This is a genomic window from Winogradskyella wichelsiae, from assembly GCF_013403925.1.
Lineage (GTDB): Bacteria > Bacteroidota > Bacteroidia > Flavobacteriales > Flavobacteriaceae > Winogradskyella > Winogradskyella wichelsiae.
Window position 1 is genome coordinate 622106 of record NZ_JABFDJ010000002.1, and the last position, 18096, is coordinate 640201.

The window sequence follows — 18096 nt, forward strand, 5'->3', positions numbered from 1 at the left end:
ATAACTATCTAGATAGTCTTTTTAACGGGTTTTCATTATAAATATTGTACTCTTCTCTTTTTCTAAAGATCTCTACTGCTGTGACAATAGCCAATTTCATAGAGCTTTCGTCGGCGATGCCTTTTCCTGCAATTTCATAAGCTGTACCGTGATCTGGAGAGGTTCTTACTTTATCTAAGCCTGCAGTATAATTAACTCCTTTGCCAAAGGCAATAGTTTTGAAAGGTATTAAACCTTGATCGTGATACGATGCTATAATGGCATCAAAATTACGATAAGTGTTAGATCCAAAAAAACTGTCTGCTGAGTAAGGTCCGTAAACAAGACTACCATCTTTCTTGATTTTTTCTAAAGCAGGCTTTAAAACAACATCATCCTCATTACCAATGACTCCATTATCTCCTGCATGAGGATTAATGGCTAATACGGCAATTTTTGGTTTTCTAATTCCGAAGTCTTGTTTAAGTGATTTCGTTACTGTTCCTATTTTTTCCTTTATAAGATCTTCTGTTATGGTTTCACTAGCGTCTTTTAAAGGAACATGATCGGTTAAAAGTCCGACTCTTAATTCATCTGAGACCATAAACATTAAACTTTTTCCATTTAAAGCTTTGGCTAAATAATCTGTGTGACCAGGAAAATTAAATGTTTCTGATTGAATATTGTGCTTATTAATAGGTGCAGTTACCAATACATCTATCGTTCCTTCCTTTAGAGCATTCGTTGCAGCTTCAAGCGATTTTATGGCATATTCACCTATTTTTTTATCTTCTGTGCCAAATTGAATTTTCACAGGTTCATTCCAAACATTAACCACATTCACCTTACCGTGAACTATTTTTTCTGGCGAATCAATACTGAAAAAATTAATTTTACTATTAAAATGAGTCTTAAAAAACTGCATAGTCTTAGTTGAAGCAAAAATCACAGGTGTATTTAATTCTAAAGACCTCGGGTCTTCATATGTTTTAATGACTATTTCTGCACCAATACCATTGAGATCACCAATTGAAATCCCTACAACTATCTTTTCGTCTTTTTTCATTTTTTGTCTTTAACTTTGTAACTGCAAATTTAACTAAATAAAGTACAAATTATGTTCACAGGTATTATAGAAGATCTAGGGAAAATTGAAAAATTAGAAAAAGAAGGCGGAAATCTTCATATTACAATGCATACCGCTATAACAAATGAATTAAAAATTGATCAGAGTGTTGCACATAATGGGGTATGTTTAACTGTTGTTGGAATAAAGGAAAGCACTTATACCGTTACAGCTATTCAAGAAACTTTAGACAAAACTAATTTAGGTTTATTAAATGTAAACGATTCAGTAAATATTGAACGCGCCATGAAGTTAGGGGATCGATTAGATGGCCATATTGTACAAGGGCATGTAGACCAAACAGCCAAATGTATAGAGGTTTTAGAAAAAAATGGCAGCTGGGTTTTTACCTTTGAATATGATAAAAACTTAAATAATATTACAATTGAAAAGGGTTCTATAACTGTAAATGGTGTGAGCTTAACAGTTGTTAACTCTATGCTAAATCGTTTTTCCGTCGCTATTATACCGTACACGTACGAACATACCACATTTAAAAATCTCGCAATTGGAGATACTATAAATTTAGAATTTGACGTGATTGGAAAATATGTAAAGCGATTAAATGATTTAAGAAATTAGACTGGTCGTTTAGGTGTTTTTAAAGACTTATAAATACCATAACCTAAGGCTAATGAAAACAAAAGTACAATACCACCATCTATAGGAAGACCTGGTGGTGGTGGTGGAGCCGGAGGAGGCACATCCACACCTTGAGCTAACGCTATAAAACCTACAAAAAAAATAAAGGTTGAGGCAAGTATGTTTTTCTTCTGCATTCTATATTAAATATGGCGTAAAAGTATAAAAAAAAACGACTAAACAAAATTTAACGCTATTTAGAACATCTACGAAATACAAATTTCGCCGATTAAACGTTAAAAAGTGCGTTAAATAAGAGAAAATGATGACTTCTATATTTGTATTTAACCTAATAATAATATTAAGACTTCTTAACCTAGACACTTAAACGTTCAAATCAAAACATCAGTATGTCTCCCATTCTCTTCACTACAATAATAAAAAGAGTTCGTGTATAATAATTAACTATGTGCTTCTAGATTATAATTTGCACCAAGGACTCACGTAATATTTAAGTTGTCATAAGCTAATTTGACCTCAGCTTCTCCATATTTTCGCTCTAAACGTTTTATAACAAAATGAGCCGTTGCCATTTTCTGAAAATGATCTACAAAAACATAATTTAATCCTCCACCTCCAATTGCACCAACAACAGGTACGACTTGTGCTAAAAATTTCTCACTAATTAATAGACTTAATCTCGTAGCAATTTTAGATAAAAAATTACCAATTGCATTAGATCCCAAAGTACTTGCCCCTTTTACTAAACTATCTAAGCTCATTTTTATACTCGCTGATGACAAATTGTTTAAGGCTGAATTTAATGCCATACGTGTTGTGTAATAGCTCGTTTCCATTCCATCATCATCTACAGCATCTCCACCAAGAGCAAAAACTTGCAAACATGCCATTTGACCTTCCAGTGTATAAATATCCTCACCTTCACTGCGAGCTATATCCATAATTGTTCGCATTAAAAATTTAGTAGTTAACGTTACTTCTGAAGCAAAAATAGCAGTCCCTAAACCTGTAGACGACCCAAAAAAACCACTTAAAGCACCTGTTCCTGTAACAATACTTTTGTACGTGTTTTTTGAAGGCTTCTTAAAGGTTTGATTCTTTTTTATCGTCAATAAATTAGCCTTAATAACTTTTAGCAAAACTTTTTCTGTGATTTTCTGTACTTTAATTAATACTTTTTCTGGTACGTAACTAATTCCAGTTTCAACGGTATTACCTATTTTATTAATATTACGTATAGCCCAGCCTAAATTCTGCATCGTAGACTTCGCATCTAATAAAATTCTCTTATCTTCTAGTGTTATGGAGTTTGTTGTAAGGCTCAAATATTATTTATTTTATAGAATTGGTCGTTTAATCTATGTCATTGTTACAAAAATATCCATCTAATCCTGTAGAATAAAAGTTATTTAACAGTATTATTCTTATCAGATATAAACTCATCACGTCCATTGTATTTTACATTTTCTTTTATGAGAATATCTATAGGAAGGTAAATTTTATGCTTTGGCATTTTATTTTGCATTAAATAATCCGTTAAAAGTCTGACAGATTTATAGCCTTGATCAAATGGTTTTTGAGATATTAAAAACGAAACCGAATCATTTAATAAGCACTCTGTATTTTGAGGTGTATTATCAAATCCTATAAGCTTTAAATCTTGTAACCGATTATTGTCAATACAATCTACAACTTTATAAATTCTACTCGATGGCACAAATACTCCTTTAATTTCAGGATGTGTTTGTAAATATAAATTAATGATTTCCTTTGTCTCTAGCACGTTATTGATATCTTCAATTTTTAAAGTTTTCGGAGTTGAATTAATTTCATTTTTAAAAAAATAATCCTTAAACCCTTTAACTCTATTAGATATCGCATTGTTTTTAGTTATATCGTGGCTCGATTGAATAATTAAAAACTCACACGGTTGTAAATTATTAAAATGCAGCAATTTCCCAGCAATATAGCCCGCAGTACAAGAATCTTGCCCTACATAGCCCATATTATTAAAGCCCTCTATGTCAATATTTAAAAATAAATATGGAATATTAAGCGCTTCTAATCGATTTATAATTTGCTTGGTTTCATTAGAAAAATTAGGCACCATAATCACAGCCGTTGGTTTTGTTTCTAATAAAGCTTTAAAAGCCTTTAAATACGAAATGGGATCAGATTGATTAAACTTAAAACTACTTACCTGAACACCAAAATTCTTAACATCCTCAGCAGCCTTCAGAACGCCCAAGTATGGAGATTTCCAAAACAAATCAGAATCATCATGCTCAGGTATAAGCACTGAAATTTGATGCTTCTTTTTCAAGGCTAGCGCACTTGCAACAGGATTCACTTTAAAATTATGACGCTCAAGAACCTTCTTAACCTTAGCCTCTGTCTTTTTCGAAACACCAATTCTGTTATGTATAACGCGATCCACAGTTCCTTCAGAAACATTCGCTGCTTTCGCTATATCCTTAATTGTAATCATATTAAAATGTATCTACCTCAATATATACAACACAAACTTATGTATTAAATATATAGCTTATAAACTAGGGCAATTTACTAAAAATAACCACAATTTTGTGTGCGCACACAAAAAGCGATTGTTATATTTGTGTGTGCGTACACGGAAAAATAATTAAAAGAAAAGACTTAATTATGAATAAAGTAATCGTATTAACAGGAGCAGGCGGTGTGTTATGTAGCACTTTAGCTATAGCACTTGCAAAACAAGGAAATAAAATTGCTGTTTTAGATTTAAGAAAAGAGGCTGCGGACAAAGTAGCAGATGAAATTAATTCTAACGGCGGAACAGCTATTGGAGTTACTGCAAATGTTTTGGAGAAAGACACTTTAATAGCAGCCAAGAAAACTGTAAATGATATTTTTGGAAAAGTTGATATCTTATTAAATGGAGCAGGTGGAAATCACCCTTTAGGAACAACTTCTAATCCCTTTTTAGAATTAGAAGATTTAGCAAATAAAACAGAAGGTTTTAAAACTTTTTTCGATTTAGATCCAAAAGGCATTGAGTTTACATTCAACCTTAATTTCTTAGGAACTTTAATTCCTACACAAGTATTTGCAACAGATATGGTAGGTAGAGAAGGTTGTTCTGTATTGAATATTTCTTCTATGAATGCGTTTACACCCTTAACAAAAATACCAGCTTATAGTGGTGCAAAAGCTGCAGTCTCTAACTTTACACAATGGCTAGCTGTTCACTTTTCTAAAGTAGGAATCCGTGTTAATGCATTAGCCCCTGGCTTTTTCTTAACCGACCAAAACAGAACATTACTAACAAATACAGACGGAAGTTTAACACAAAGAGGACAACAAATTATTGACCAAACACCAATGGGTCGTTATGGAGAACCTGAAGATTTAATAGGCACAACATTATGGTTATGTGGTGAAGGTGCAAAGTTTGTAACAGGAGTTGTAGTGCCAATTGACGGTGGATTTTCAGCCTATAGTGGCGTTTAAAAAACAAAAACATGATACAAAATTTAGAACAAACATGGCGTTGGTACGGACCAAATGACCCTGTTTCTTTATCTGACATAAAACAAGCAGGAGCAACAGGAATTGTTTCGGCATTACATCATATTCCAAATGGAGAAGTTTGGACGGTTGAAGAAATCAACAAAAGAAAAGAAGTTATAGAAAATATTGGACTTACATGGTCTGTTGTAGAATCGGTACCTATCCACGAAAACATTAAAACAAAGTTTGGGGATTATCAGTTATATATTGACAATTACAAACAAACCTTATTGAATTTAGGGGAATGTGGCATTGATACCGTATGTTATAATTTTATGCCTGTTTTAGATTGGACACGTACCAATTTAGATTATGAAGTTTCTGATGGATCAACCGCATTACGTTTTGAAGCAGCAGCTTTTGCAGCTTTTGAATTGTATTTATTAAAAAGACCAGGGGCAGAACACCACTATTCTGATGTTCAAAAAGAAAAAGCAGCAACGTTTTTAAAAAATTCAACAGCTGAAGAACAAAAGACTTTAGTTAGAAATATTATAGCGGGTTTACCTGGTGCTGAAGAAGGTTATACTTTAGAAGAATTTAATGCCATTTTAGCCACTTATAAAAATGTTGGTCCGGAAGAATTAAAAGCAAATTTATTTTCATTTTTATCCGAAATTATTCCCGCAGCAGAACAAGCTGGAGTCTTAATGTGTATTCACCCAGATGATCCACCTTTTCCAATTTTAGGTTTACCAAGAGTGGTTTCAACAGAACAAGATATTGTTGATTTATACAAAGCGGTTCCTTCTCACAACAACGGACTAACATTCTGTACAGGTTCTTTCGGTGTAAGAGCTGATAATGATTTAGCAGGAATGGTAGAACGTCTTGGTGATCGTATTCATTTTATTCATTTACGGGCTACAAAAAGAGATGCTGAAGGTAATTTTCATGAAGCAGATCATTTAAATGGCGATGTAGATATGTATGCCGTGATGAAAGCTTTAATTAAAGAGCAACAAAAACGTATTGAAGCCGGACGAACAGATCTTAGAATGCCATTTAGACCCGATCATGGACACAAAATGTTAGATGATTTAAAAAAGAAAACAAACCCTGGTTATTCTGGTATTGGACGCTTACGTGGCTTGGCAGAATTACGTGGTTTAGAATTAGGTATTAGACGTTCATTATAACATAGAATTTTTTTCAAAATGACTAGTAAATCACCTTTTATAAAGGCTAATTTTTTACTGCAATCTGAAGTCGCAGAAACACTATATCATCAGTACGCTAAAGATTTACCGATTATAGATTATCACAATCATTTGTCACCACAAATCATTGCAGAAGATCTACCTATAAAAAATATTACAGAAGCTTGGTTAAATGGTGATCATTACAAATGGCGTGGTATGCGTGCTAATGGCATTGAGGAAACTTTTATTACAGGAAATAAAACAACGCAAAAAGAAAAATTTTTAAAATGGGCAGAAACGGTTCCTTATACATTAAGGAACCCGCTGTTTCATTGGACGCATTTAGAACTCAAACGCTATTTTAATATTGATGATCTTTTGCAACCGGCAACCGGAGAAGCTATTTATAAGAAAGCAAATACCATTTTAGAAACCAAAACGCCTGCGCAATTATTAGAGCAAATGAACGTTGAAGTCATTTGCACTACTGATGACCCATCAGATAATTTGGAACATCATACAATAATTGCAAAAAAAGGATTCTTCACTAAAGTTCTACCCACATTTAGATCCGATAACTTAATTTTAATTGAAGCAAGTAATTATGTCAATTATATTAAAAAACTAGCTTCTGAAGTTGAATTTTCAATTTCAAACTTATCAGAATTATTAAAGGCTATTCAACATCGCGTTGACTTTTTTAACACGTTAGGTTGCCGACTTTCAGATTATGGATTAGAGCAAATTTATGCTTTTGATTTTACAAAAACCGAAGCCGATGCTATCTTTCAAAAACGTCTATCAAATACCGCTATTTCAAAAGACGAAGCCAATGTATTTGCCTCTTGTATCTTATTTGAATTGTGTAAAATGTATCATGCAAAAGGCTGGGTGCAACAATTCCATTTAGGCGCCTTAAGAAACAATAATAGCCAGTTATTAGACCAAATAGGTTTAGATGCTGGCGGAGATTCTATTAATGATTTTAATCAGGCACAAGCCATCTCTAAATTGTTTAATCAATTAGATGCTGAAAATTCATTATCAAAAACCATTACTTATAATTTAAACCCATCTCAAAACGAAGTATTTGCAACCATGATGGGAAATTATAGCGAAGCAGGTATTCCTGGAAAAATGCAATGGGGTTCTGGCTGGTGGTTTTTAGACCAAAAAGATGGTATAGAAAAACAGTTAAACACACTTTCAAACATGGGCTTATTAAGTCGGTTTATTGGTATGGTAACAGACAGTCGTAGTTTTTTATCCTTCCCGAGACATGAGTATTTTAGACGAATTCTATGTAATTTAATTGCAGAAGATGTCAATAACGGGCTTGTACCAAATGATATTGAATTTCTTGGAAAAATGATTCAAGATATTTGCTATCATAATGCGGTTAATTATTTCGATTTTGAAAATTAGATATTAAAACATTTCCTGATAGCCAACTCGCTTCTGAAAGAGAAGTACTTGAGTTATTACAAAAGTAAGCGCCGCAATCCTATCTAATTTATACCTGAATATCATGTATTTGGCATCCCTTATGTATTTAAAACAAACAACAATTTAATGTTTTAGAAAGAAGCCTTGGTGTTTAAATTATAATGCTTTCAGATTTTTATAACCACTTTTCCCATAAAAACGACGTTACATCATTGAACCATATATAAGAATCCTAAGTCACAAAAAAAATCCGCGTTTCTCCATTAGGTGAAACGCGGATTATATAAAATAATTTATAATCTTAATTTGCAGTAATTGTAATTTTTAAAACAGTGTTAACACTTGGGTAATCGTAGCCATCGTTAACATTCGATAATAATTGAACAGGTTCTGTTTCAGCCATTCCTGTGTCTGCCTCTAACTGGTTAGTCACTGTGTTTGGACCGATGGCAGGTTGTTCGTTAACTTCGGTTCCTGCGTCCCATAAGTAAACCATACTCGTAATATCTCCACTTAAAGGTGTACCGTCTGTACTGAATAATTCAATTCCTGTATCTTCCGTAGCAAATAACACATCGTTGGTAGCGGCTAACATACTTGCGAATGACAAGCTATTTCCTGCTTCTGCCGTAAAACTAAAGGTGTAGGTATTTCCTGGTAATAAAGGTCCTGGTCCGCTACTGCCTAATGGAGTATTAAAAACATCCCCCGAAATTTGGCCTTCTAATCCACTTAAATTTCCGGCCAAAACAGCTGTGTTTCCATCTTCTGCGATAGCTTCCAAACCTAAGTCGTAATCTGTACTTCCTGAAGTAAACAACGGCATCGTATTCTCGTCGTGAACCACAAAGATTCCAGGAGACGATGGGAATGTAACTCCCGTATTTTCGGCAGTGTAGTCACCTAAAGGCGCAGCATTTCCATCTTCAGCAATAGCTTCTACACCTTGACCGTAATCAGGTTCACCTTCTGTAAATAAAGGATTTGCACCACCATGAACCACATAAACACCAGGTGATAAAGGAGCAACAGACATCCCTGCACTAGTGTCTAAACTTGCTGTAGCTAAGTCTTCAATAGAAACGGTAAACAGTGTACCTTCTGTATGCGTAATGGTTACTGAAATTATTTCGTTGACTTCTGGAAAATCAAACATAAAGCCATTGGTTACGTCTGCAATTTTTAATACGTTTCCGTTTTCTACTTCTCCAGTATCAGGACCAGACTGCATTCCTACTGTATTAGAACCAACAGCAGGCTCTTCATTAACTTCCGTTCCGGCATCCCATAAATAGACTTGATCGGTAACATCTCCCGAAATAGGATCTCCATTCTCATCGTAAAACGCAATTCCATTACCATCAGGAGCAAAAAATAAATCGTTGGTTGCGGCTAACATAGTTGCAAAAGATAATTTTTGACTTCTACCAGCATTAACAGTAAACTCGTAACGTTTTCCTGGAGTTGCTGGGCCAGGGTTTGCATCGCCTACAGGGGTATTAAATAATCCAGAATCTATAAAACTATAGGCGCTACCAATATTTTCAATACTTACTGTAAAATTAGTTGTTTCGCTTGGATCTACTGTAGTGTTGTCGTCGTCATTATCGCAACTTGCAAAAAGTGTAATAACGGATAAAAGTGTAATAAATTTAAAATTTTTCATTTGTAAATATGTTAATGATTATATATCCACAAATATCCTCCGAGAGTATCACCAAATTATAACAACGATATAACCATAGTATAAATTATTATATAAAATTTATAACGATGCCGTTCTTTTAAGCACTGGCAGGTTAAAATAAAACTCGGTACCCTGATTTAAAATACTATTTACTTTTATGGTTGAATTATGAAGGTCCATAATCTTTTTAACAATGGCCAAACCAAGTCCGCTACCTTTTGTGGCATCGGAATAAAATTTGCCTTTACGGTAACGTTCAAAAATATAAGGTAACTCTTGAGATTCTATACCTCTTCCTGTATCTGAAACCTTTACCATCACCTGATCATTTACTCTATAAAGCTCTAAGGTTACTACATCTCCCTGCTCACAATGTTTAATTGCATTGTCAATTATATTTTGTAAAGCACGATCGATTAAGGCGATATCTGCATATACGAAAGGTAAATCTTTAGAATACACCGTATTAATACTTACGCCTTTATCTTTAGCAATGATGCGGTATTTATCGGCAATATCTTGAATAATTTCTGCCATTTGTAACGCTTCTGGTTGCACAGCTTTTTGGTTGGCTTCTAAAACACTTAATTCAAACAAATCATTAACCAATTTTTTAAGGCGTTCAGAATTTTTAAGCACAATTTCCATGTAACGCTTTTTTTCCTTTTCCTTTAAAGTGTCACCTTTAATCATAATTGTTTCCACAAAACCTTGAATAGAGGCAATAGGTGTTCTCAGGTCATGTGAAATATTCGCGATTAATTCTTTTCGTAAGTTATCTACACTTTGTAAATCTTGAATATTACTTTGTATGGTTTGGGCCATGTCGTTATAGGTATTAGCCAACAATCCCATTTCTCCATGCTGAACACCAGCTACGCGAGCATCATGGTTACCATTTTTAAAGGAAGTAAACGCAGCAATAATTTTATTGAAATTTCTTGTAATAATATAAATAGAGAGTATTGCTACCAATAGGGCTGCAAATAGCGCATATAAGATATTACGCATACTTAATTTACGAATATAACTGGCTTCGTGTTTTTTAATCAGGGAGTCGTAGTCATTACCACCTACAATGGTATAAATGTAACCCACTTTTTCGTTATTATACAAATAGGGAGCTGCTGAAAATATTTTTTTAGTTCCCGGTAATTTTGGGTCATCCCCTTTTATAAACACCTCGCCATCTTGGGCAATAAATTCTGTTATCGGTTTTAAATCAATGCTTGTGGCTTTCACCTCTTTGTTCATGGCGACATGCTTAAGAATGTTACCATCTAAGTCTAATAAATAAACTTCAGTTGCCGGATTTGTAGCCATAACATGATGCATTAGACTGCTCATTTTAGAACCGACTACCGAGTCGCCATCGTACAGTCCTTGAATTTCTTCAACGATATATCCTGCCACATTTTTATTTAAGCCTTGTGTGATTTCGTCATGATATTCTTCTGAAAGTTGCGTGGATGTTCTTGTAATTAAAAAGGCAAGTACGACAAATAATGAGATGAGTATACCAGCAATTTTGTAAAATAAGGTGTTTTTTGTTTTCATAATGTATTAGGATTCAGAAAATCGGTACCCAACTCCCCAAGTGGTAATGATATATTCTGGGTTGCCAGGATCTTGTTCTATTTTTGCTCGTAAACGGTTAATATGAGAATTAACCGTATGTTCATAACCTTCGAATTCATAACCCCAAATACGATGCAACAATTGCGCACGACTATAGGTCTTACCCACATTATTGGCTAATAAACAAAGTAATTCAAATTCTTTTGGAGTAAGATTAAGACGCTCTCCTTCTAGTTCTACTTTACGCATTTCCTGATTTATAACAAGGTTTTTACGCATTAAAATAGGTAAATCTTCTTCTGAAGTAGCAATTTTAGTATCTAAAACTTGGCGTCTAATGATCGCTTTTACACGCGCTTGTAATTCACGAATGCTAAATGGTTTGGTGATATAATCATCTGCTCCTGTTTCTAGTCCTAAAATCTTATCGATTTCATCACTTTTACTGGTAAGCATGAGAATAGGAGTGTTAATATTAGATGCTCTTAGCTCTCTGCAAATATCTAAACCCTTTTTACCAGGTAACATTAAATCTAAAATAATAAGATCGTATGCGTTTGTAGAAGCTTCAATAAAACCTTCGTTACCATTATAACAACTTTTTAAAGCGGTTTGATCGTCTTCAAGGTTTATAGTGACCAATTCTGCGATATGCACATCGTCTTCAACAACTAAAATTTGAACCATTTTAATATATTTTGTGAGCAATCTAATCGTAAAGTATCATGAAAGTGTCTCGATACTATGTTATTTTAAAAACAATAAGTTTTTTGATTACACGTTAATATTTAAATAGACGAAAGAAACAGAAGATACTTTCAAGTAATCCAATACCAAATCACCAACTGTAATCTACGATAAGAATACATTTCACAAACTTATTGTATCTGTTACAGCTAACTGCATTCAAAAAAAGACATCTATAAAACCTTAAAGGAATTGATAAAACACATATCATTTTCAATATAGAACTGATACTAAACTCACTAGAAAAGAATAGGAAGGTTACCGTAAAAGATTTATGGTCTAAATAAAAAAAGCCTTACATCTCTGTAAGGCTTTTTTTTTGTTTGTGGTCCCACATGGACTCGAACCATGGACCACCTGATTATGAGTCAGGTGCTCTAACCAACTGAGCTATAGGACCATTGACATTTGTCAATCTCTTTATTACTAAACAGTGTGCAATATTACTACATATTTTAAAACTGACAAAGAAATTTTATCCCTTTATATCTTGACAAAGTTCAATTAGTACACCATTGGTTGATTTTGGATGTAAAAAAGCTATTAATTTATTATCAGCACCACGTTTTGGTTGTTTATGAATCATTGTAAACCCTTCTTTTGTTAAACGCTCTATTTCTGCTTCAATATCATCTACAGCAAAAGCAATATGATGCATGCCCTCCCCTTTTTTCTCTATAAATTTAGCAATCGGACTGTCTTCTGTGGTTGCCTGCAGTAATTCAATTTTATTAGGTCCACACTTAAAAAATGAGGTTTTTACACCTTCACTTTCTACATCTTCAATTTTATAATGAGCTTCACCAAACAAAGCTGCAAAAAGAACATTTGACTGATCTATGTCTTTTACCGCAATACCTATATGTTCTATTTTTTTCATCTTAATTAGGTTTCAATTTCTGCTTAAAACAGAAATCGTATTAATAATTTACATTCAAAAATAAGATTATCTTTAAATAACCTCTACTTTTGCAAATCATTAGTTATAATGATTATTATGGAAGAATTTACACAGAGACAGAAAAAAATAGGGGGTATACTCCAACAAGATTTAGCAGAGGTTTTACAAAAAGCAGCTTCTGATGGGGGTTTAAGAGGTGTTATTATCTCCGTGAGTAAAGTAAATGTTACTACAGATCTTTCTGTGGCTAAGGTATATCTTAGTATTTTTCCGAATAAAGAAGCTAAGCCTTTATTAGAAGGAATTAAATCTAATAAACCACTTATTAGACACGAATTAGCGCAGCGCACACGTCACCAATTGAGACGTATGCCTCAATTAGAATTTTTTATCGATGATTCTTTAGAATATATTGATGGTATTGAGCGCTCCCTAAAAGGAGAAGACAATCCGTTAGAAAACCCAGAGTTATTAGGTAAGCGTAAAAAACAATAAGTGAATTTTCCTTTATATATAGCAAAACGTTATCTGTTTTCTAAAAGCAGTAATAATGCTATAAATATAATGACGTTTATTGCTTCTGGTGGCGTTATTATTGCAGCAGCAGCACTATTTATTGTGTTATCGGTCTTTGCGGGCTTAAAAGATTACAGTCTTAATTTTTCTTCATTTGTAGATCCTGATTTGAAAGTACTACCTTCTGAGGGTAAATCATTTCAATGGACAGAAAATGATATCAATTCCCTTTTAAACATTGAAGGTATTGCTGCCTACTCTACAATTATTGAAGAAAGGATTATAATAAAATCTGAAAACAAAAATCTTATTGCCACCTTAAAAGGAGTGGACAAAAATTACCTTAACGTTACTAACATAGATTCCATGGTAACGAAAGGAAATTGGGTTAGACCAGATAGTCATGAGGTCGTTTCTGGTTGGGGAATTTCTAACAATCTCTCTTTTGGTATTTTAGATTTCCGAAAATCGTTGTCCTTATATGTTCCTAAAGCAGGTAAAGGCCAAGCGAGTTCTGCTAAAGGTTATTACAATTCGGTACATGTGAATAATGTTGGCTTATTTGAAATTAATGAAAAGCTTAATAATAACTACATTTTTTCAGATATTACGCTTGCTAAGCAATTACTAAGCTATCAAGATGACCAACTCAGCGCTATTGAAATTAAACTAAAGCCTGATGCTAAAGAAGATGCAATAAGAGCACAGCTCAAAGCTACCTTTGGAAATAAAATAGCAATTAAAAACAGAGCACAATTAAACGATGCCTTATTCAAAATGCTGAATACTGAAAACCTTGCTGTTTATCTCATATTTACTTTAGTAATTATCATTGCCCTTTTTAATGTTATTGGTGCTATTATTATGATGATTCTTGATAAGAAAAAATCACTTAACACCTTATTTAATTTAGGTACAGAAACCAAAACGATTAAGTCTATTTTCTTTCTACAAGGAAGTTTGATGACTGTTGTTAGTGGACTGATTGGTGTAAGTATTGGATTGCTCGTTGTAGTATTACAATTATCTTTTGAATTGGTAATGTTAACCCCAGACTTACCTTACCCTGTTGGTATTAACTTCTTCAATGTCCTTATTGTTTTGGCAACGATTTTTGCTTTAGGCATTATAGCCTCTAAAATTGCTTCTCAGAGAATTACCCAAGGTTTAATAAAAAGCTAAAAAAATATTTCATAGCGTTATAAATATGCTTATTTTTAATTAAGAAATTCCCAAATTTTAAAAATCAGACACATGAAACAACTATTACTTTTAACTATTTTAATTTTCTCTAAATCTCTTTCTGCGCAGACAATTTATACCTATACGGGCATAGGGGACTGGACAGAAGAAACTAATTGGTCACCTAGTTATCCTGGTACAACAATAAATGAAAATGATGAAGTTATAATATCTACTGATAGCGAGGTAGTCGTAATGTCTGCATCTATTAATGGAAAACTAACAATTGATGGAAATCTAGAAACACAACATTTTCTGACTATCAATGGAGAACTTATAATTAATGGTTATTTATATAGCAGAACTACATTAACAATTAATAACACTTGCATAAACAATGGAATACATCTATCTAACTCTGTTATTAAGATATATGGTGTTTATACAAATAAAGGTACTCTGACACTCTCATCGATCTCTAATATCTATCCAGATGGTGTTTTAAATAATGAAGGGGCTCTTACTAGTTTTAATTTATATAATAATGGAACATTAAATAACACAGGGACATATACAAATAATCTTAATTTATTTGGAGATAATAATATACACATTTCAGATTTTACAAACACTCATAATTTAATACCTGGGGGTAACAGTTACATTATTGGAACTTATAATTTTGATGCTAACTTAAGTTTAGCTGATAATTCTATCTTAATAACAGAAATTGAAAGTGCCACTGAAGTTGACTTAGTAAACGTAAATGAAACAGCAACTATCGGTGGTAAATTAGAGGTTACTTTGTTAGAAGATTACGACCCAGCAATAGGAACAACTTACACCATTTTACAAGCCAACGCTATAACGGGTACTTTTAGCGATATTGAATATCCTGATTTGGGTACTGATAAAGAGTTCTCTATTACTTATAACACAGACAATATAGTTCTTGAAGTTGTAGATAGCACATTATCTATTGATTCAGACAACGAATTAAGCAGTGTAAGTATTTACCCTAATCCTACTTCGGGTATTTTAAATATAAACAACACTAATACTATTTCGCAAATTGCTATCTATTCTGTTTTAGGTCAAAAAATTAAAACATTGACATTAAGTATAGGAAATAATAGTATAGATATAAGTCATCTAAAAAAAGGCGTTTACATGCTTTTAATTGATAAAAACTTATACAAGCTTATTAAAAATTAGAGAACTTATTCTTTTATAAACTTATTTGGGCGCTATTTGGTTTTAATCAAATAGCGCCCATTCCCAAATTTTAAAAATCAGACGCATGAAACAACTATTACTTTTAACTATTTTAATTTTCTCTAAATCTCTTTCTGCGCAGACAATTTATACCTATACGGGCATAGGGGACTGGACAGAAGAAACCAATTGGTCACCAAATTACCCTGGCATAATAATAAGTGAGACCGATGAAGCTATAATATCTACTGATAGTGAGGTCTCTATTCTATACGGAACTATTAACGGAAAACTAACTATTAATGGTGAGTTAGAAACAAGCTCTACTCTTACTATTAATGGCGAACTTGTAATTAATGGTTACCTAAACAATAGATCCACATTAACAATTAATGGAACAGCAACAAACAATGGAACGCACCTATCTAGTTCATTTTTAAGAATATATGGACAGTACACAAATAAAGAAACCCTAACACTTAATTCTTTTTCATATATTTATCCTGATGGAGTTTTAAACAATGAAACTTCAATGACTAGTATTTTATTTTATAACGATGGAACTCTAAATAACACAGGGACTTATATAAATAACAGTAGTTTATACGGGAATAATAATATACATACTTCAGATTTTGTAAACACCAAAAATTTAATACCAGGAAGCAATAGTAATAGTATTGGAACTTATAATTTTGATGCTAACTTAAGCTTAACTAGTAGTGCTACTTTAACAACAGAAATTAAAAGTATTACTGAAGTTGACTTAGTAAACGTAAATGAAACAGCAACTATTGGTGGTGAATTAGAGGTTACTTTATTAGAAGATTACGACCCAGCAATAGGAACAACTTACACCATTTTACAAGCCAACGCTATAACGGGTACTTTTAGCGATATTGAATATCCTGATCTAGGCACTGATAAAGAGTTCTCTATTACTTATAACACAGACAATATAGTTCTTGAAGTTGTAGCAAGTACCTTATCTATTGATCCAGATAACGAATTAAGCAACTTTGTAATTTATCCTAATCCTGCTTCTGGTATTTTAAATATAAACAATATTAATGCTGTTTCGCAAATTGATATCTATTCTGTTTTAGGTCAAAAAATTAAAACATTGACACTAAGTATAGGAAATAATAGTATAGATGTAAGTCATCTAAAAAAAGGCGTTTACATGCTTTTAATTGATAAAAACTTATACAAGTTTATTAAAAATTAGGGAACTTATTCTTTTATAAACTTATTTGGGCGCTATTTGGTTTTAATCAAATAGCGCCCATTTTTTTAAATAAATTTAGCGTACTATACTTTTTAAAATAAATAAAAGTAAGCGCAAATCAACAATTGCATTTTAGTTAAATATGAAGAATTTATAAAGTGAATTTATAATCAGAAAACTGCTTTAAAACCTCATCAAAAGCAGCAAAAACGTCTTTAGAATCATCACTAGTTACCATTTTCATTCGGTATTCCTTAAAGTGTGGAATTCCTTTAAAATAGTTGGTATAATGTCTTCTAGTTTCAAAAACACCTAATGTTTCACCTTTCCAATCAATCGCCATTTGAAGATGTCTTCTAGCGGCCTCTACACGTTCTGCTAACGAAATAGGTGCTAGGTGTTCACCTGTTTCAAAAAAGTGCTTAACTTGCTTAAAAAACCATGGATTTCCTATAGATGCTCTACCAATCATAGCGCCATCTAACCCGTAAGAATCTCGCATTAGCATCGCTTTTTCTGGTGTATCTACATCTCCATTTCCAAATACAGGAATATGCATACGAGGGTTATTCTTCACCTCAGCAATCGGTTTCCAATCAGCTTCACCTTTATACATTTGAGCCCTAGTTCTACCATGAATAGAAATTGCTTTACAACCTACATCTTGCAAACGTTCTGCAACCTCAACTATTTTAATAGAATCATGATCCCAACCTAGTCTGGTTTTTACAGTGACAGGTAAATTAGTACGCTTTACCATTTCTGCAGTCAACTGTTCCATTAAACAGATATCTTTTAAAATACCTGCTCCTGCTCCTTTTGATACTACTTTTTTAACCGGACAACCAAAATTGATGTCTATAATATCTGGATTCGATTTTTCAACAATATCAATGGTTTGCAGCATACTTTCCATATTGGCTCCAAAAATCTGAATCCCAACAGGACGTTCTTTTTCATAAATATCTAATTTCATAACGCTTTTTGCCGCATTACGAATAAGACCTTCACTACTTACAAACTCTGTATACACCACATCTGCGCCTTGCTCTTTGCAAAGTGCTCTAAATGGTGGATCGCTAACGTCCTCCATAGGTGCCAAAAGCAATGGAAAGTCCGGTAATTCTATGTCGCCTATTTTTACCAAGAGTATCTATTTTAATGCAAAATTAAGGCTTTTATTACTCTTTGTTAATC

General features: G+C 33.0%; 17 protein-coding genes and 1 tRNA gene. 8 read left to right on the plus strand and 10 right to left on the minus strand.

The window, feature by feature from the left end; all coding sequences use genetic code 11:
- Positions 1–4: 4 nt before the first annotated feature.
- On the minus strand, positions 5–1045 hold the full coding sequence (gene pdxA, locus HM985_RS06345; RefSeq protein WP_179375436.1) for a 4-hydroxythreonine-4-phosphate dehydrogenase PdxA: 1041 nt from the start codon (positions 1043–1045) through the stop codon (positions 5–7).
- Between the two features lie 51 nt (positions 1046–1096).
- Here pdxA and HM985_RS06350 point away from each other — a divergent pair, with 51 nt between their 5' ends.
- Entirely contained in the window at positions 1097–1687 is a 591-nt protein-coding gene (locus HM985_RS06350; protein WP_179375437.1) for a riboflavin synthase, read from the plus strand.
- On the opposite strand, the gene HM985_RS06355 is transcribed toward HM985_RS06350, so the two are convergent.
- The 3 genes from HM985_RS06355 to HM985_RS06365 all read right to left on the minus strand — a co-directional run bounded on the left by HM985_RS06355 (position 1684) and on the right by HM985_RS06365 (position 4196).
- A complete protein-coding gene (locus HM985_RS06355) occupies positions 1684–1884 on the minus strand; it encodes a PID-CTERM protein-sorting domain-containing protein (protein ID WP_179375438.1) in 201 nt (66 codons plus the stop codon). The genes HM985_RS06350 and HM985_RS06355 overlap by 4 nt on opposite strands.
- Positions 1885–2187: 303 nt before the next feature.
- Entirely contained in the window at positions 2188–3033 is an 846-nt protein-coding gene (locus HM985_RS06360; RefSeq protein ID WP_179375439.1) for an EcsC family protein, read from the minus strand.
- An 80-nt stretch (positions 3034–3113) separates the two neighbouring features.
- A complete protein-coding gene (locus HM985_RS06365; RefSeq protein WP_179375440.1) occupies positions 3114–4196 on the minus strand; it encodes a substrate-binding domain-containing protein in 1083 nt (360 codons plus the stop codon).
- Between the two features lie 173 nt (positions 4197–4369).
- On the opposite strand from HM985_RS06365, the gene HM985_RS06370 reads away from it, so the two are divergent.
- The 3 genes from HM985_RS06370 to uxaC are packed head-to-tail and all read left to right on the plus strand — an operon-like array spanning position 4370 to position 7824.
- On the plus strand, positions 4370–5197 hold the full coding sequence (locus HM985_RS06370) for an SDR family oxidoreductase (RefSeq protein WP_179375441.1): 828 nt from the start codon (positions 4370–4372) through the stop codon (positions 5195–5197).
- 11 nt (positions 5198–5208) lie between these two features.
- On the plus strand, positions 5209–6396 hold the full coding sequence (gene uxuA / locus HM985_RS06375) for a mannonate dehydratase (protein WP_179375442.1): 1188 nt from the start codon (positions 5209–5211) through the stop codon (positions 6394–6396).
- A gap of 18 nt (positions 6397–6414) precedes the next feature.
- Complete coding sequence (gene uxaC / locus HM985_RS06380; RefSeq protein ID WP_179375443.1) at positions 6415–7824, plus strand: glucuronate isomerase; 1410 nt, start codon at positions 6415–6417, stop codon at positions 7822–7824.
- A gap of 322 nt (positions 7825–8146) precedes the next feature.
- On the opposite strand, the gene HM985_RS06385 is transcribed toward uxaC, so the two are convergent.
- The 5 genes from HM985_RS06385 to mce form a co-directional block, all read right to left on the minus strand.
- A complete protein-coding gene (locus tag HM985_RS06385) occupies positions 8147–9511 on the minus strand; it encodes a spondin domain-containing protein (protein ID WP_179375444.1) in 1365 nt (454 codons plus the stop codon).
- 99 nt (positions 9512–9610) lie between these two features.
- Positions 9611–11089, minus strand: a complete 1479-nt coding sequence (locus tag HM985_RS06390) for a sensor histidine kinase (protein ID WP_179375445.1) — start codon at positions 11087–11089, stop codon at positions 9611–9613.
- A 6-nt stretch (positions 11090–11095) separates the two neighbouring features.
- Positions 11096–11797 carry a response regulator transcription factor gene (locus HM985_RS06395; RefSeq protein ID WP_179375446.1) on the minus strand — a complete coding sequence of 234 codons (702 nt, stop codon included), beginning with the start codon at positions 11795–11797 and terminating at the stop codon, positions 11096–11098.
- A 386-nt stretch (positions 11798–12183) separates the two neighbouring features.
- A tRNA-Ile gene (locus HM985_RS06400) sits at positions 12184–12257 on the minus strand.
- A 75-nt stretch (positions 12258–12332) separates the two neighbouring features.
- A complete protein-coding gene (gene mce / locus HM985_RS06405) occupies positions 12333–12737 on the minus strand; it encodes a methylmalonyl-CoA epimerase (RefSeq protein ID WP_179375447.1) in 405 nt (134 codons plus the stop codon).
- A gap of 117 nt (positions 12738–12854) precedes the next feature.
- Here mce and rbfA point away from each other — a divergent pair, with 117 nt between their 5' ends.
- The 4 genes from rbfA (at position 12855) to HM985_RS06425 (ending at position 16899) form a co-directional block, all read left to right on the plus strand.
- A complete protein-coding gene (gene rbfA, locus HM985_RS06410) occupies positions 12855–13253 on the plus strand; it encodes a 30S ribosome-binding factor RbfA (protein WP_179375448.1) in 399 nt (132 codons plus the stop codon).
- Complete coding sequence (locus HM985_RS06415; RefSeq protein ID WP_179375449.1) at positions 13254–14456, plus strand: ABC transporter permease; 1203 nt, start codon at positions 13254–13256, stop codon at positions 14454–14456.
- Between the two features lie 72 nt (positions 14457–14528).
- Positions 14529–15671, plus strand: coding sequence for a T9SS type A sorting domain-containing protein (locus HM985_RS06420; protein WP_179375450.1), 1143 nt, complete (start codon positions 14529–14531; stop codon positions 15669–15671).
- 85 nt (positions 15672–15756) lie between these two features.
- A complete protein-coding gene (locus tag HM985_RS06425) occupies positions 15757–16899 on the plus strand; it encodes a T9SS type A sorting domain-containing protein (RefSeq protein WP_179375451.1) in 1143 nt (380 codons plus the stop codon).
- Positions 16900–17050: 151 nt separating this feature from the next.
- Here HM985_RS06425 and dusB read toward each other — a convergent pair whose 3' ends face one another.
- A complete protein-coding gene (gene dusB / locus HM985_RS06430; RefSeq protein WP_179375452.1) occupies positions 17051–18046 on the minus strand; it encodes a tRNA dihydrouridine synthase DusB in 996 nt (331 codons plus the stop codon).
- Positions 18047–18096: the final 50 nt, after the last annotated feature.

What these genes read in the sequence shown, in the direction of transcription:
- pdxA (WP_179375436.1), bottom strand. Translation starts at nt 1,045, where the DNA reads ATGAAAAAAGACGAAAAGATAGTTGTAGGGATTTCAATTGGTGATCTC.
- HM985_RS06395 (WP_179375446.1), bottom strand. Translation starts at nt 11,797, where the DNA reads ATGGTTCAAATTTTAGTTGTTGAAGACGATGTGCATATCGCAGAATTG.
- HM985_RS06390 (WP_179375445.1), bottom strand. Translation starts at nt 11,089, where the DNA reads ATGAAAACAAAAAACACCTTATTTTACAAAATTGCTGGTATACTCATC.
- uxuA (WP_179375442.1), top strand. Translation starts at nt 5,209, where the DNA reads ATGATACAAAATTTAGAACAAACATGGCGTTGGTACGGACCAAATGAC.
- HM985_RS06385 (WP_179375444.1), bottom strand. Translation starts at nt 9,511, where the DNA reads ATGAAAAATTTTAAATTTATTACACTTTTATCCGTTATTACACTTTTT.
- HM985_RS06425 (WP_179375451.1), top strand. Translation starts at nt 15,757, where the DNA reads ATGAAACAACTATTACTTTTAACTATTTTAATTTTCTCTAAATCTCTT.
- HM985_RS06370 (WP_179375441.1), top strand. Translation starts at nt 4,370, where the DNA reads ATGAATAAAGTAATCGTATTAACAGGAGCAGGCGGTGTGTTATGTAGC.
- HM985_RS06365 (WP_179375440.1), bottom strand. Translation starts at nt 4,196, where the DNA reads ATGATTACAATTAAGGATATAGCGAAAGCAGCGAATGTTTCTGAAGGA.
- uxaC (WP_179375443.1), top strand. Translation starts at nt 6,415, where the DNA reads ATGACTAGTAAATCACCTTTTATAAAGGCTAATTTTTTACTGCAATCT.
- rbfA (WP_179375448.1), top strand. Translation starts at nt 12,855, where the DNA reads ATGGAAGAATTTACACAGAGACAGAAAAAAATAGGGGGTATACTCCAA.
- mce (WP_179375447.1), bottom strand. Translation starts at nt 12,737, where the DNA reads ATGAAAAAAATAGAACATATAGGTATTGCGGTAAAAGACATAGATCAG.
- HM985_RS06420 (WP_179375450.1), top strand. Translation starts at nt 14,529, where the DNA reads ATGAAACAACTATTACTTTTAACTATTTTAATTTTCTCTAAATCTCTT.
- HM985_RS06350 (WP_179375437.1), top strand. Translation starts at nt 1,097, where the DNA reads ATGTTCACAGGTATTATAGAAGATCTAGGGAAAATTGAAAAATTAGAA.
- HM985_RS06355 (WP_179375438.1), bottom strand. Translation starts at nt 1,884, where the DNA reads ATGCAGAAGAAAAACATACTTGCCTCAACCTTTATTTTTTTTGTAGGT.